This window comes from candidate division KSB1 bacterium, from assembly GCA_034506255.1.
Lineage (GTDB): Bacteria > Zhuqueibacterota > Zhuqueibacteria > Zhuqueibacterales > Zhuqueibacteraceae > Coneutiohabitans > Coneutiohabitans thermophilus.
In genome coordinates this window covers 35,063-50,246 of record JAPDPX010000014.1, presented here as the reverse complement: position 1 = coordinate 50,246, position 15,184 = coordinate 35,063, and the positions used below count along the sequence as shown (strand labels likewise).

General features: G+C 59.8%; 9 protein-coding genes. 1 reads left to right on the top strand and 8 read right to left on the bottom strand.

The window, feature by feature from the left end:
• Positions 1–69: 69 nt before the first annotated feature.
• From ONB52_21305 to ONB52_21280, 6 genes are all read right to left on the bottom strand, one after another.
• Positions 70–3,513, bottom strand: coding sequence for an FAD-dependent oxidoreductase (locus tag ONB52_21305; protein MDZ7418671.1), 3,444 nt, complete (start codon positions 3,511–3,513; stop codon positions 70–72).
• 48 nt (positions 3,514–3,561) lie between these two features.
• On the bottom strand, positions 3,562–4,494 hold the full coding sequence (locus ONB52_21300) for a CoB--CoM heterodisulfide reductase iron-sulfur subunit B family protein (GenBank protein ID MDZ7418670.1): 933 nt from the start codon (positions 4,492–4,494) through the stop codon (positions 3,562–3,564).
• Between the two features lie 124 nt (positions 4,495–4,618).
• Positions 4,619–5,299, bottom strand: coding sequence for a 4Fe-4S dicluster domain-containing protein (locus ONB52_21295; GenBank protein MDZ7418669.1), 681 nt, complete (start codon positions 5,297–5,299; stop codon positions 4,619–4,621).
• Positions 5,300–5,330: 31 nt separating this feature from the next.
• Entirely contained in the window at positions 5,331–5,903 is a 573-nt protein-coding gene (locus tag ONB52_21290) for a hydrogenase maturation protease (protein ID MDZ7418668.1), read from the bottom strand.
• 275 nt (positions 5,904–6,178) lie between these two features.
• Positions 6,179–7,537, bottom strand: coding sequence for a sigma-54 dependent transcriptional regulator (locus ONB52_21285; GenBank protein MDZ7418667.1), 1,359 nt, complete (start codon positions 7,535–7,537; stop codon positions 6,179–6,181).
• A gap of 170 nt (positions 7,538–7,707) precedes the next feature.
• Positions 7,708–9,405 (bottom strand): ATP-binding protein, encoded by a 1,698-nt coding sequence (locus ONB52_21280; protein ID MDZ7418666.1) that lies wholly within the window; start codon positions 9,403–9,405, stop codon positions 7,708–7,710.
• 1,232 nt (positions 9,406–10,637) lie between these two features.
• On the opposite strand from ONB52_21280, the gene ONB52_21275 reads away from it, so the two are divergent.
• Positions 10,638–10,931 carry a hypothetical protein gene (locus ONB52_21275; GenBank protein ID MDZ7418665.1) on the top strand — a complete coding sequence of 98 codons (294 nt, stop codon included), beginning with the start codon at positions 10,638–10,640 and terminating at the stop codon, positions 10,929–10,931.
• Positions 10,932–11,000: 69 nt separating this feature from the next.
• Here ONB52_21275 and ONB52_21270 read toward each other — a convergent pair whose 3' ends face one another.
• Entirely contained in the window at positions 11,001–11,786 is a 786-nt protein-coding gene (locus ONB52_21270) for a cohesin domain-containing protein (GenBank protein MDZ7418664.1), read from the bottom strand.
• 90 nt (positions 11,787–11,876) lie between these two features.
• Positions 11,877–15,032 carry an SBBP repeat-containing protein gene (locus ONB52_21265; GenBank protein MDZ7418663.1) on the bottom strand — a complete coding sequence of 1,052 codons (3,156 nt, stop codon included), beginning with the start codon at positions 15,030–15,032 and terminating at the stop codon, positions 11,877–11,879.
• Between the last annotated feature and the right edge of the window lie 152 nt (positions 15,033–15,184).

Below are 15,184 nucleotides of genomic sequence, written 5' to 3'. Positions count from 1 at the left end.
GAGCGTGACCTCATACTTTTGGGGCTCTCTGCTCACCTGCTCTTCCATTCACTCATGGCCTCGTCTTTTTTACACCAAAACGCCTTCCAATTCCGCAAAAATTTGCTCGTCGGAAAAACCCGCGCCGGTGATCGCGCCCGCCGGGCACGCCGCGACGCAGGTGCCGCAGCCTTTGCACAAAACTTCATTCACCGTGGAGACTTGTTCCTCTTCATCGAACGAGATCGCTTCATACGGGCACAGGTTGTTGCAAATGCGGCAGCCGCTGCACAGGTCGTGATTGATCGAGGCGCGGATCGGATCGATCAGCGTTTCACCCTTGCTGATCAGCGAGAGAATGCGCGCCGCCGCGGCCTGTCCCTGCGCCACGGCATCCGGGATGTCCTTGGGCCCCTGACAGGCACCGGCGAGGTAGACACCATCCATCGTCGTGCCGACCGGATCGAGTTTGGGATGTCTTTCCAAAAAGAACCCGTCAGGGCTGCGGCTCAAGGAGAACAAATGCGCGACATGGCCGGCATCGCTGCGCGGTTCAATGGCGTTGCACAACACCACCATGTCCACCGGAATCTCGCGATGGCGGGCGATCAACGTGTCTTCGCAACGAATGACGAGATGGCCGGGTGCGCCATTGGCTTTGCCGCTGGTGCGCGCCGGGACCACCTCGGCGGCTTTGCCGCGAATCACCGTCGTGCCTTCGCGCAGCACGCGGCTGTAAAATTCCTCGTAACCCTTGCCGAACGCGCGCATGTCGATGTAGAATTGATAAACCTCGGCATGGGTGCGCTCTTTGGCGAGATGGGCAAATTTCAACGCATACATGCAGCACACGCGCGAGCAGTAGCGATGGTGATTCTCATCGCGCGAGCCGATGCAATGAATGATGCCGATTGCCCGCGGCGGCTGGCCGTTCCTGCACAGAATCCTGCCGCCGGTCGGGCCGGTCGAGCTGAGCATGCGCTCGAATTCGAGACTGGAAAGCACGTTGTCGTAGCGGCCATAACCATATTGCGACATCTTGCGCGCGTCGAAAATCTGATAGCCGGTCGCCACCAAAATTTGGCCGACCTCGATTTCGCTGATCCGGTCAACCATGCCGTGCATGACCGCTTTCGGCTCACACACGCGCTCGCATTCGTAGCATTCGACGCACACGCCGCAGTTGAGGCAGCGTTCCGCCTCCTGCCGCGCTTGTTCGGCGCTGTAGCCAAGGTTGACTTCTTTGTAATCGCGAATGCGTTCGGCAGCCTCGCGCTGCGGCATCGCGACGCGCGGCGCATGCGGAATGTCTTCGTATTTGGGTGCATACGGGTGCGGCCGGCTCTCGAACGACCTGCGCGGATTCGCCGGCGGGATGTGTGTTGTGAAATCGCGCAACGGCTCGCCGCGCAGATATTTGTGAATCGCTTCCGCGGCGCGCCGGCCCTGGCCCATTGATTCCACGACCGTCGAGGGTCCGAGCACCACGTCGCCGCCGGCAAACACGCCGGGAATGTCGGTCTGCATCGATTCCGTGTGCACCACGATGGTATCCCACTTGGTGAAAGCCAGTTGCGATTTGCCATTGCCGGCGGACGCCGGGCCGTCGTTGCCATACCAACTGCGATCCGGCTGCTGGCTGATCGCGGTGATCACCTGATCGAATTCCAATTCGTGTTCGGAGCCGGGGATCGGGATCGGCCGCCGCCGGCCGCTGGCATCCGGCTCGCCCAGCTCCATGCGAATGCATTTCAGGCCGCGCACCCGGCCGTTTCTGCCGAGGATTGCGACCGGCGCAATGAGATAATGAAATTTCACGCCCTCGGCGACGGCATCATCGAACTCGTCTTCTTCACACGGCATCTCCTCGCGCGTGCGGCGATAAAGAAGTGTGACCTCCGCGCCTTCGCGCCGCGCGGTGCGCGCTGCATCGATGGCGGTGTTGCCGCCGCCGACAATCGCGACCCGCCGGCCGGTGGTTTGCCCCAGGCCGAGGTTGATGTTGCGCAAATAATCGACGCCGGAAATGACGCCCAGCAAATCTTCGCCGGGAACATTCAAGGCGAAGCCTTTGTGCGCGCCGGTGGCCAGAAAAACCGCCTTGAATCCAAAGCCGGGCTGATCGCTCAACAAATCCGGCAGCGTGAAGTGTTTGCCCAGCTCACGGCCCGTCAAAATTTCCACGCCCAGCCTGCGGATGTAATCAACATCGCGCTGCACGATGTCGCGCGGGCAGCGATAAGGCGGCAAACCGACCGCCAGCATGCCGCCCGCCACATTGTGTCTTTCAAAGACCGTGACTTTGTAACCCCGGCGCGCGAGATCGAACGCCGCGGTCAACCCCGCCGGGCCCGAACCGATGATCGCAACTTTTTCCGGATAATCATTCTCCGGCGGCGGCGGTTCAACTTCGCGGATATGATCGCGCTCCCAATCCATCAGAAAGCGTTTGAGGTTCTGAATGGCCAGGGGCTGATCGACGCTGCCGCGGTTGCACTCGGCTTCGCAGGGATGATAGCAGACGCGGCCGCAGATGAAGGGCAGCGGATTCTCGCGGCGCACGAGCTTGCAGGCCTCGGCGAAGCGGCCCTCGCGAATCAGCGCGATGTAGCCGGCGGCATCCTGGTGAATCGGGCAGGCCTGTTTGCACGGCGGCCGCTCGCGCTTCTCGATGACATAAGTGCCGGGCACGGACTGCGGGAAGGCGCGATGAATGGCGGTACGCTCGGATTGCAGCTCATCGAAGACACTGGGCACATGCACCGGACAAACCTTGACGCATTCCCCGCACGCGGTGCAATCCGGCGTGACATAGCGTGCCCGGGTGCGCACGCGCACTTTGAAATTTCCGACATGGCCTTCGACGGCTTCGACTTCGCTCAGGGTCAGCAAATGAATATTTTCACGATGGCTCACCGCAACCATTTTCGGCGTCAAAATGCAGGCGGCGCAATCCAGCGTGGGAAAAGTCTTGTCGAACCTGGCCATTTGCCCGCCGATGGTGGAATCGCGTTCGACCAAATAAACCGGATTGCCGGACTCGGCGATTTCCAACGCGGCTTGAATGCCGGCGATGCCGCCGCCAACGATGAGCGTGGCGGGATTGATCCTGGCGCGCAACGGTTCCAATGGTCGATGAAAGCGCACGCGCGAAGCCGCGCCGCTCACCAAACTTTTGGCTTTGAGGGTCGCTTCGTTCCTGTCGTCGTGAACCCACGCGCATTGCTCGCGGATGTTGGCGATTTGCACGAGATAGGGATTGAGGCCGGCGTCCTGTGCCGCGGTGCGAAATGTGAGCTCGTGCATCAACGGCGAGCAGGCGGCCACGACGACGCGATTGATGCCGTTCTCTTTGATGTCCTTTTTGATCAAATCCTGGCCGGCATTGGAGCACATGAATTTGTAATCGCGCGCCTGCACCACGCCCGGCCGCTGCGCCGCAAAATCGCGCACGGCTTCAACGTCAACTGTCGAGGAAATATTGACGCCACAGTGGCAAACGTAAACGCCGATGCGGATGTCATGGTTGTTCATGGTCAATCTCCTGACACTCCTGCTTGAAAGGGTTTCGTAATAGTGCCTTCAGGCCCTGACCCTGAAGGGTCCACTACGAAACTGTTTCCCGTTGCTTCGTCCCGCCAGCGGAACCGGCAGATCGGTCACTTTCATTTTGATCGGGACCAATCCATGTTCCAGGCCCACTTCCTCCGGGGTGCAATCCAGTGCCAGACCGAGAAGCTGCGTGAAGTACAAAATCGGGAAAGCATAATCCGTTCCCATCTTGTGGTTGATCCGCCGGGTGAGCAGATCGAGATTCGACTGGCACATGGGGCAGGTGACGACGATGCAGTTGGCGCCGCCGATTTGCGCCCACTCCAACAGCTCGTGGCATAATTTCAATGCAACGTCTTCGCAGGTCGCGACCAGCATGCCGCCGCAGCAACGCACTTTTGGCGGATAGTCAACCGGCTGCGCGCCCAATTCTTCAAAGAGAATATCCATCGCCCTCGGCACTTCGGGATCTTCGAGAACGGCGCGCTCCGGCCGCACGATTTGGCAGCCGTAGTAGCACGCCGGCTTGAACTCCGCAATCGAGCGCTTCTGCGCGGCGAGGATGCGATCAAGCCCGATATCGTTGATCAGCACTTCGAGCGGATGGCGGACGGGCAGGCCATTGTGGTATTGCAGGTTGCCCTCCGCCAGCGCCGCATTCACGTTGCGGCGCAGTTCCGGCAGTTCCTGGAGAAATTTGCGCGTCTTGTTGAGCACAGTAAAACAGGCGCTGCACGGCGCGACAATATCGTGGCCGGCTTTCTGCGCCAGGGCCAGATTGCGCGCCGAAATCGTGAACGCCACGGTTTCTTTGACCGACATGTAGGCGGTGGCGCCGCAGCAGTTCCAGTCCTCCAGCTCGACCAGCTCCTGGCCGAGCTTGCGGAACACCGCACGCAGCGATTTGTCGTAGGCAATGCCCGTCGCATGCAAACTGCAACCGGGGTAGTAGGTGTAGGTCATGATCCGCCTCGCGATAAACTCTTGCTCATACTCTTTATCTTGCTCATGCTCTTGATCGCTGTTAAAGCATATATTGAAAAGCGGGTACAAGTACGAGCAGGAGTAAGAGCAGAAACAGAGATCATTATTGTTTGCCATCCAGTGTCTGATACCCCACCACATCCGTAATTCTTTCCTTCCGCACCAATTCCCGGGGCCGGTCGAAGGTCTCGGCTTTTTTGATCATGCGGCGCAGGCCGTCGATGCCCTTGATCCTTTCCGCGCGAAATGACAAGCGCCTGCGCCGCCACAAGGCCAGCCCTTCGCCCATGCGCCTGAGCATGACGCCGGGCCGGGTGCGCAAAAAGTATTTGCGCAGCAAACCCAGCTCGTAATTGCGACCGTATGTTTTCACCATGTCGACAAAACTTTCCGACAACATGTACACGGGAAACCTGCGCGGAAAGATCTTGCGTTCGATGGCGAGGCGTTTCAGCGCGTAAAGCAAATCGGTGATTTTGATCTCCGCCGGGCAGCGCACGGTGCAGTGATAACAGGAGGCGCACACCCAGATGGTGCGACTGCGCAGAAGTGTTTCAATCGCGCCGGCGCGGAACAGTGCCACCACCTGCCGCGGCGAAAAGTCCATCGCGTAGCTCACCGGGCACGAGCCGGAGCAGGTGCCGCATTGAATACACTGATTGAGCCGGCCGCCGCCGGGAATGCGATCGACTTCCGCGAGAAAAGCGTGACGCAGTTCGGCTTCGCTCAGCGGAAGGACGCCGGGTGCGACCGGACCCTGGAGGGGGGTTGCGTGTGTTGCCATTTTTTGCTCCGACGAAGAAGGGATTGCTGGATCAATGTCTTTTTGGATTGATGTGACGCACCGCAATCCCAAAATTTATGGCCACATTTTTCAGAGCGAATTCAAGATCAAGAAAACCGAGTATTTCATTGACCACCTGATCGACTGCGCGCAAGACTGCCGGCGAAAGTTCTTCTTGAAAACGATCCATCACTTCACCTTCGATGCCCCAAATCGCGATCTGCTCCGGCATCTGCCAGCCCATTTTCCCTCCCAACTCCAGCACGGTGGCAAAATTGATATCGTGAAAGGAATTCAGCCGCACCGAGCCGCGAAAATCGCTTTCCTGCAAGCGGACAACGGTGCCGGGGGGATGAAGGCCGGTGCACAAGCAATCGACAATGGCGGCACGTTGCCGGCCGGCCAGCACCTCGAGCAGCGCGAATCCCGCCCACGGCAGCGGCACGACTTCCACCTCCCGCCGGTCGTGCAGAATCTTGGCGAGTTGCCGCGCCGCCCAAATGCCCGCACCATCATCGCCGGCGATGTCATTGCCGAGGCCGACGATGAGGTTGGGCCGGAGTTGGGGCGCGCCACGCTTCGGCGCTTGCGAAAAAGCCATCATGCTCTTCAGCGTCTTACCTGCCCGCTCTCTCCCTTTGAGGATCAGGCGGGGGACATTGTCCCTCCCTGTTTTCCAGGGCAAGAACGGTGCCGCATCAAAACAGCGTGCGGGTCAAGGCTGCGCCGGCTTGCCGAGGAGTATTGGCGCGTGAAAACAAACAAATGGCACTGCAGTACGCGGGAAGAAAAACAGGTTAAAAACAGCAGGATGCCAGGAATGAAGTTGGCGGGAGATTATTTTTTACACGGCGGGTGTAAAAAGGAGACGCCCCATCTTCAGCCCTTCTGCAGCAGGGCGTATTGCTGCAATTTGGCGTAGAGAGTTTTCTTGGTGATTCCCAAAATTCTGGCGGCCTGGGTTTTGTTGCCGGCGGTTTCGGCCAGGATTTTGAGAATATGCTCGCGTTCAATGGCGGCGAGCGATTTGTCATTGGCAGGGGGAAGTGAAAAGGCAGAGGGCTGAATCAGGTCGACAGGCAGGTCGTCGAGAGTGATGGTATTGCCCGCCGCCAGAATGACCGCGCGCTCGATGACGTTTTCCAGTTCGCGGACATTGCCGGGCCAGTGATATTGTTGCAGCGCCGCCAGCGCCTCCGGCTCCACGCCGGCGACACACTTGCGCATGGTGGCGCAATACTTTTTCAAAAAGTACTCGACCAGCGCGGCGATGTCTTCGCGCCGCTCGCGCAGCGGCGGGAGCTGGATGTTGATCACGTTCAGCCGATAGAACAAATCCTCGCGGAATTTGCCTTCCTGCATCATTTTTTTGAGGTCGCGATTGGTGGCGGCGATCACGCGCACGTCTGCGCGGCGGGAATGCGTGCTGCCCACCGGGCGAAACTCGCCGTTTTCCAGAAAGCGCAGCAGCTTGATTTGCAGGTTCGGCTGCAGGTCGCCGACCTCATCGAGAAAAATGGTTCCGGTGTTGGCCACTTCGATCAGACCGGATTTGTTTTTCACCGCGCCGGTAAAGGCGCCTTTTTCGTAGCCGAACAGCTCGCTTTCCAGCAGGGTCTCCTGGATGGCGCTGCAGTTGACCACGACAAACGGCTTGGTGTGGCGCAGGCTCTGGCGATGGATGGCTTTGGCGATCAGCTCCTTGCCGGTGCCGGTCTCGCCGGTGATCAACACGGTGGAATCCGTCGGCGCCACTTTTGCAACCAGCGCGAGGGCCGCCAGAGTTTTGTCGTTGCCGCCGATAAAATCGTCGAACTTGCGCTGCCGCTCCAGTTCGCGCTGCAAAAACTGGTGGTCGCGTCGCAGCGCGGAAAGCTCGCAGGCACGCTCGACCAGAATGAACAATTCCTCGGGATCAAACGGCTTGGTGAGATAGTCATAGGCACCGAGTTTCATCGAGGCAATGGCGTTGCTCACCGTGGCATTGCCCGTGATCATGATCACCTGCGTTTCCGGCGCGCGTTCCCGGAAAATGCGCAGAACTTCGACGCCATCCAGGCCGGGCAAAACGATGTCGAGCAGCACCACGTCAAACTGCCGCCGTTCGGCCAGGGCCAGCGCCGCGGCGCCGGTTGCCGCGTCCGAAACGGCGAATCCGCGGCGGACGAACAGCTTCATCAAGTGGGCGCGAAACGATTCTTCGTCATCCACGATGAGTATGTTTTTCCCGGTCTTCATGGTTCATCACATCAGCCGCCCTCGGCATTCAACCACGATCAGGCGACGCAGACGTCTTGTCGGCCAACCACTGCAAACAGAAACCTGCACCACGGCATTTTCGTGACGCTGCTAATGGCACTGTCTCTCCTGCGTCGCGGTCGGCTGCCCGCATGGAAGGAAATGCTGCTTCACACTTTTTGCGCCGCCGGCAGACGCCATTCCTCGGCGACCGGCAAAATGACCGTCACTGTGGTGCCTTTGCCGACGATGCTATGCACTTCGATCCGGCCGCCATGCCGCTTGATGATACGCTGGCTGATCGCCAGCCCCAAACCGGTGCCCTGACCGGGAGGTTTGGTCGTGAAAAAGGGACTGAAAATTTTCGGCAAATTGACCCACGGGATGCCGGCGCCGTAATCGACGATGCGAATGGCGATCTCGCCCGGCCCATGCCTTTCGGTGAACACTTCAATCGCCTTTCCCGCCGGGGAAAAATCCATGGCATTGATGAGAATGTTCAGGAACACCTGCGCCAGTTCATCGGCTTCCGCCCGCACCAGGGGCAGATCCGGACTCAGCTCGGATTTGATTTGCAAATGCAATTGCTCGGCGCGGTGCCGGATAAACAGTGCCGCGTTGCGCACCACTTGATTGACATCCACCGGTTCGAACTGCGGTGCCTTGTGGCGGGAGAAATTCAACAAGCCGGTGGTGATGCGTTTGCAGCGGTTGATGTCGTTCTTGATGCTTTGAATGCACTCCTGCATTTCCCGCGCGCCGGGCGCGGCGTCCAGCCCGCCGTTGCACAGCATTTCGGAGAGATCTTCAACACAAACGGCGATCGAACTGAGCGGATTGTTGATCTCGTGGGCGATGCCACTGGCGAGCTCACCGATGGCCGCCAGTTTGGCGGATTGCGCCAGTTGCGCCTGCAGCGCTTTTTCCTCGGTGATGTCCTGAATCAGTTCCAGCACGTTGACCACTTCCCCCTGCTCATTGCGAATCGGCGCCGAGGTCAGACGGTAAAATTTTCGCTGCCCTGAAGAAGTGGTGCGTTCCAGCTCGGCCTGGGCCACGGTGCCGTCCTGAAAACTTTTGACGGTCGGACATTGGTGGCACAGGCCGTCGTTGCCCCACAACGCCCGGGCGCAGATTCGGCCGCGCAGCTGTTCGAATGCCCCGAACCACGACTCCACGACGTTGTTGACCCAAACCAGGTGCGTGCCGCGGTCCACCAGGCACAGGCCGGCGTCAATGCCGCCGATGATTTTGGTGAGCTTTTCCTTTTCGGTTTGCAGCTCGAAACGGCGCCGCTCCAATTCCGTGTTCAGCTTCTCGATGCGCACACGGTCACTCTGTTCCTTGCGGGAGAGCATGGCCATCGACACGGCGATCAGGAGAAAAAAGGCCAGGCGCAGGCCAAGCTGTGACGCCGGCAGGGCGGCGAAGTCGAATTTTCCCGCCAGCAAATAAACGCAACTCGAAGCCAGCACAACCGCCAAGCCGAGAGGCAGGCCGAAATAAAAGGAGTGCAATGCAATCAGCAGAGAAAAAGCCAGCATGAAATCGCTTTGCAGGCCGCCGCTGTACCGCACCAGCCAGTAGAGAAAAATCAGATCGAGCAGCAGGGCGACGAGATAGAGGGTGCGCAGATGCCGCGGAAAATGCAGGATGAAAACATAGAGTGCGGCACTGTAGAGCAGGAAGAAGACAAAATTCCACAGGAGGTAGTCGCGTTGCGGCCGGGCAATGGTGGCCATCTCCAGCCATGCGAAACCACCGGCAATCACCAGAATCCGCAGCAGGGCAAACCAGCGGTCCACGCTGCTGAACGGCTCGTGATACAGGCGGGCAAAACTGCCAACGTGAAACAGCGACTGTCGCATTGCAGATTCTCCGCCGAAACAACCGCGGAAGTTTTTTTATACCTGAATTTTGCACCCCGATTGTTCTCCTGCGCGAGAAACGCCGCTTTGATCGCGACGGCCCAACCACCCACGGGGGTGATACCTAAAAAATTTTGCAGACAAACGTGCGCTCAGCTCCGGCAGAAGCGACCCGGCTGGTTCTCCTCAAAAAACTGTGCCAGATCATGAAAAATTCGACAGGCCGCTCCTCTGGAGCTTGCATTTGAGGGATGGGGCGCAGCTATAAACAGTTCGCTCCGCTGGCGCTGTTTCTGGGCGCTGCTTCGAGATGAGAGGGGGCACACCCGGCAGCCTCGCTCGGGATGCGCTGTTTATAGCACAACCGCGATTCAACCAGAGGTATCAGGATCAAACACGAAAATCCTCCCACGAAAGCGGCGCGCTCACGGGAAAAAACATTTCGTGGGAGTCCATTTTCATGGGAGAAAAAAACGTGACGCTTTCGGCAAACGGTCGAATTTCGAAGTCGGGACCGCTCCACATTCGGAAAAGTCTTGCTTGACCTCGAACGGAATAACTGATGGCGTTTTGTGAGCACGCCATCGCTTCCGGGCAACAGCAAGCCAGCATGCAAAATTCAGGTTATCCGATCACACCGGCTCTTGTCTTTCCCTGCTGCAACGGACATGACGCCGCCTGCAGCAGGCAGCCACCCACTTTGCACCGCCAGCCTCGTGCATGATTCTGCATTTTGTGCAAAACTCACCTGCAAAGCTCACTCCCGCCCCGCAGACGGCGGGCATCATCCGCAGCTCATGCTGATTCAGGGGACAGTCATCATGCCACTGCGCTGGTCATGTTCCTGGCGCATTGCAGTTCCCGGCACGAAAAGGAATGAGGCAGGATGATTTCCCGTTTTTCCTGCGTCGGGTGAATACCTCGCGTCCACCGGTTGATTCCGCAGGGATCAGGTCACCGGCGGCGGCAGAAGCTTCGCGACCTTGACACCGGCATTGTCCCCATCAAAGCAAAAAAGCCCGCACTTCTCTGGCGATCACCGTCTGATGATCGATGGAGAAGGCCGGGCTGTCACCCGCCCTGCTTGATTTGGACGGCTGCACATATTCACCTCACCGGCCGCAGTCGGCACGAGAGCGAGGTCAAACGGCCTGCATGGTATACTGGCGCTCCAAAGATAGGAGGAATAGCCATAAAATCAAGGGCAAACTCCCGCGCTTGGGCAACTTCGGATGGCAGATGCCAGCCGCGAAGCCACGGTGATCACCGCCATGCCTGCCGAGCAGGACAATCTCACCAAGGTGCTGATGATCAACGATTCTGGCTATTCCGACGTGCGCGGCCTCGCGACCAGGCCCGACACGCGCTGGGGCGCGCCGTTCAATTGCAACGCCAGCCATGACATCTCCTGGTCATTCCGGGCGAAGCGGGCTACCGCCAGTTACACGAACCCGGCCTGCCGCGGGTGGACATGCCCACGGGCCTGCGGCAGAGCGAAGACTACTGGAGCAGCTTCCATCGGGTGAGGCCCGGCGCGAATTTATCTGTTGTGTCAAGCCACGGCGACTGTGCAGTTTGCCACCCGCGCGTCTGATTCAACGCGCCAGCAGCAGGCGACGGGTCTCCACGCGCGTGCCGGCGATGAGCTGATAGAGGTAGATTCCCGCGGCAACGGGTTGATCGAACGAATCACGGCCGTCCCATGTGACCAGGTACCGGCCCGGTGGCAGCGCGCCTGCAAACAGGGTGACGACGAGCTGGCCTTGCAGGTTGAAGACGCGCAGCGCCACCGGCGCGGGCGCGGCAGCGGGCAGCTCCAGCGCGATCTGCGTGGTGGAAACGAAGGGATTGGGCGAGTTTTGTGAGAGCATGAAATGGCGTGGCAGGCCTGTCGGCGAGGCCAGCCCCGTCACCGCGGGAATGAACAAGCTGCCGTTGTAGGTGACGGCGGGCGGATCGCCGGAATTGAACAGGAACTCCGCAAAGGTGAGCGCGGTGCTGTCGCCGGGCGCGCCCACGACAGTGAATACGAGATTCACCAGAACGCCGGCGCCGCTCAACGGAAGGGCGCCGAAACTGCCGACTTTGATCTGGCCGGGCAGCGAGTTGTTGAAAAGGGGATCGCCGAACGACTCGGAAAGAGTACCGGCACTGGAGGCGGAGACCGCTGCGAGCACGCTGCCGTCAAAGGTAATGGTCGCTTGATAGGCAATGACCAGACGGTCGGTGAGATTGCCAACCGTGACCGGCACGATGATGGTATCGCCACGGCTGGCCACCAATTTGGCGGGCAGCCGCACCTCGATGGGTTGCGGCCATGCTGCCGGCACATTCAGCAACAATGGCAGACAGCAGCAGACGAGAAGTTTGACAGACTTCATGGGTTATGCGTGAGCAAACGAGATGAGTTGGAAAAGAAGGAGGGGTGAGTGTTTCACCCCTCTTCGCCTGTCTTCAGACCGGGGCACGGTTCAACGAATCACCGCCATTTTCCGGGTTGCTTCGAAATCTCCCGCCACCAATTTGTAGAAATAAGCACCGGAGGGAACCGCAACACCGGCCTGGTCGCGACCATCCCATTTGACTTGATGGGAGCCGGCTGGTTTCTCCTGATCGACCAGCACGGCCACCAACTGTCCTGCGAGATTGTAGACGGCAAGCCGGACCTTGAGCATGGTGCCGGCATTGCCGGGCAGGTCGAAACGAATCAGCGTTTCGGGATTGAAGGGGTTGGGATAATTCTGCCCGAGAGCAAATTGTCTCGGTGTGGTTGCACCAGCAGCTCCCACCAGCAAACTCGCTTCCGCGCGCTGCAGCGTGCCGGCATTCACCTGGTAACGCGACAGCCGCAGCGGGCTTTGCTCACCTTCCCTGCCGACAACCTGGAAGCACAACGTCAGCAGCTCGCCGGTGCGGCTTTCCGCTTGCGCCGCGTAAGCTCCCACCCGCAGCCGGCCGGCTTCGGAATTGACCAACAGATCGAACTTCCCGCTCAAGCCCGCCCGCTTCACTTCCACAAATTGCAGCACCGCAGGATCATAAGAAAATTCCACATCCACCGCCAGCACCTCCGTGCGCTCCGTCACCATCAGCGGAAGGTGCACCCTTTCGCCGGTGCGAACCATCAAATCGGGGAGGTAGGGATAGACTGCCACTCGCGTCATCAGGTTGGGATTGTCCGGTGCCGGCTTCCAATTGCCATCCACCTCGCCCAGCAGAGTGGCGGCAAAATCCTGGTTGCTCTGATCGGCAGCCAGCGCGGAATATTTGCGTTCCACCGGCCGGAAGCGCCACTCGCCCACATGGGAGACGGCGGTGCCGAAAGGCGGCAACCCGAGGGCATAGCGACAGGTCAGTGCCGCGTCAAAGAGCCGAATCGCGCCGTTTTCATCGACATCGGCGGCCAGCGAGTCGCAGGAGCCAGCCGGCTTCAGACCGAGTGCGAAACGCGCGATGAGCGCGGCATCATAGCAACTGATCGCAGCGGCATCGAAATCGCCGGACTTGGCGGGCGTGACGCGATAATCCAGACCGCCGCCCAGGTTCGCAAAGGCATAATCCCCATTGGCATCACTTGTGTCGCTGAGCGTGGCTCCTCCCGACAAGGCGAGTGCAACCCCGGCCACCGGCGCGCCGCTCGAGCAATAGAGGGTCTTGCCGGAGATGCTGAAGGTGCCGGGCGAAACCGCAGTCGTGGTGAAACTCCAGCTTGCCGACCAGGGACTGGTGCCTCCGGCATTGCTGGCGGCCACCCGCCAGTAGTACGTGGTGCCGGCCGTGAGCGTCGTCAGTTTCACCGTCGTGGCGGTGAATTTTTCCTGTTCGACCGCCAGCGTGGTGAATGCCGAATCCGTGGCCACTTGCAAGTGATAGGTTGCAGCGCCCTCGACCTTTTCCCAGGACAGGGTAACCGGCATGGTCAGATCTTTCGCACCATTGGGTGGGGCAAGCAAGGCGGGTGCTGCAGGTGCTGTTGGAATGGTGGTGAATTGCCAGACTTCAGAGAAGGCTGTTTCCGTGTCGTCGCCATGTTTGGCGGCCACCCGCCAGTAGTGCGTGCGGCCATTCTCCAGCGGGCCGACATTCTTGAAAGTATCGGCCACTACCTCATCGAGCAGGAAGGTGGCAAAGAGCGGATCGCGCGCCAACTGCAGGCGGTAACCCTTGGCACCGGCGAGAGGATACCATTGCAAAGTCAGGGTCACCGGTTGATCGCTGGCGCCATTTGCCGGCCGGGACAGACGCGGCGGCGCAGTCACGGCCGCCTGGAGGTATTTGATCGTGGTAATCGCGCTGGCGTCGCCGCCGGCCTGGGTGGTTCCGGTGACATAGACATTGCCGGCGGCATCAACGGCAACATCTGCCGCGCCATCAGCTTGTTTACCGGAGCTGGAATAGCGCGCCACCCACAGCTCCTGACCGGTGCTGCTGTATTTCACGGTGGCATAGTCGGCACCGGTGGTCTCATCGCCGGCGCTCTGCCCGGTCACGTAGAAGTTACCGGCCGCATCCACAGCCAGGGCGCGGGCTTCATCCCAGTCCTTGCCGGGGCCATCATAGATTTGCACCCATTGCTCGGTGCCATCGGCGGCGTATTTGACGGTGGCGTAATCCCGTTTGGTGTTGAAGCGCGAGCCATTGGCCGTGCCGGTCACGCAAACCCCGCCATCCGCAGCAAGCACCAGGGCGCTGGGTTGGTCTTCGCCATTGTCCACGCCATTGTAGCGCTTGACCCAAAGCTGCTGTCCTCCGGGATTGTATTTCACCGTCGCAAAATCGAAGGCGGTTGAGGCCCCGACACTGGCACCGGTGACATAAACATTACCGGCGGCATCGAGCGCCAGGGCGACAGCGATGTCGTCGCCATTACCCGGCCCGTTGTAGCGCGCCACCCACTGTTGTTCGCCCGCCGGGCTGTACTTGACGGTGGCAAAATCCGTTGTGCCGCGCGGCCCTGCAGTGGCGCGGCTCATGCCGGTCACATAAACGTTGCCCTGGGCATCCACGGCAATGGCATTGGCCTCGTCGAAATCATTGCCCGGCCCGTTGTAACGCGCCACCCACTGTTGTTCGCCGCGGGCGTTGTATTTGACCGTGGCATAATCCGTCGTGGGAAAGTTGCCGCTGTTCATGCTGGCGCCGGTGACATAAACATTGCCGCTGGCATCCACGGCAATGGCGTTGCCATCATCTTCCCGCTGCGCCGGCCCGTCATAACGCGCCAGCCACTGCTGCTCGCCGGCATGGTTGAGTTTGAGGGTGAGAAAATCGGTGAACTCGCCTTTGCCCTCGCTTTCGCCGGTGACATGGATGTTGCCGGCGGCATCAACGGCCAGCGCTTCCAGATCATCATCCTTGTCATAAGTGCTGTTGAAGCCCTGCACCCAAAGCCGGCTGCCGCCACCGTCATATCCCAGAGTGAGATAGTCGGTGGTCAGATTTGCTTTGAGTGCGATGCCGCCGACGATGACGTGGCCGGCCTGATCCACGGCAAGGGCTTCCGCAAAAACGGCTTTCTGTGGTGCCACAGGCAGGAAATGCCTCACCCATGCTTCCTGAACCGCCGGTTGTGCCTGGGCGCCGGCACCTGCGATCATGAGACCAAACAGCAACTGTCTTGCATTCATAGCTCCTCCATTCAGGCTCAACAGAAGGCACGCTGCAAACTGTGCCGCGCGGAGAAAAAACCAAAGCAGCCCCGGTTTGAAGAGTTGCCGGGGCTGCGGCAGATATGCACTGCGATGTCCACGGGCGGACACCCTCATGTGCAGACACGCTT

What these genes read in the sequence shown, in the direction of transcription:
- ONB52_21285 (MDZ7418667.1), bottom strand. Translation starts at nt 7,537, where the DNA reads ATGAAGACCGGGAAAAACATACTCATCGTGGATGACGAAGAATCGTTT.
- ONB52_21305 (MDZ7418671.1), bottom strand. Translation starts at nt 3,513, where the DNA reads ATGAACAACCATGACATCCGCATCGGCGTTTACGTTTGCCACTGTGGC.
- ONB52_21270 (MDZ7418664.1), bottom strand. Translation starts at nt 11,786, where the DNA reads ATGAAGTCTGTCAAACTTCTCGTCTGCTGCTGTCTGCCATTGTTGCTG.
- ONB52_21280 (MDZ7418666.1), bottom strand. Translation starts at nt 9,405, where the DNA reads ATGCGACAGTCGCTGTTTCACGTTGGCAGTTTTGCCCGCCTGTATCAC.
- ONB52_21265 (MDZ7418663.1), bottom strand. Translation starts at nt 15,032, where the DNA reads ATGAATGCAAGACAGTTGCTGTTTGGTCTCATGATCGCAGGTGCCGGC.
- ONB52_21275 (MDZ7418665.1), top strand. Translation starts at nt 10,638, where the DNA reads ATGGCAGATGCCAGCCGCGAAGCCACGGTGATCACCGCCATGCCTGCC.
- ONB52_21295 (MDZ7418669.1), bottom strand. Translation starts at nt 5,299, where the DNA reads ATGGCAACACACGCAACCCCCCTCCAGGGTCCGGTCGCACCCGGCGTC.
- ONB52_21300 (MDZ7418670.1), bottom strand. Translation starts at nt 4,494, where the DNA reads ATGACCTACACCTACTACCCCGGTTGCAGTTTGCATGCGACGGGCATT.
- ONB52_21290 (MDZ7418668.1), bottom strand. Translation starts at nt 5,903, where the DNA reads ATGATGGCTTTTTCGCAAGCGCCGAAGCGTGGCGCGCCCCAACTCCGG.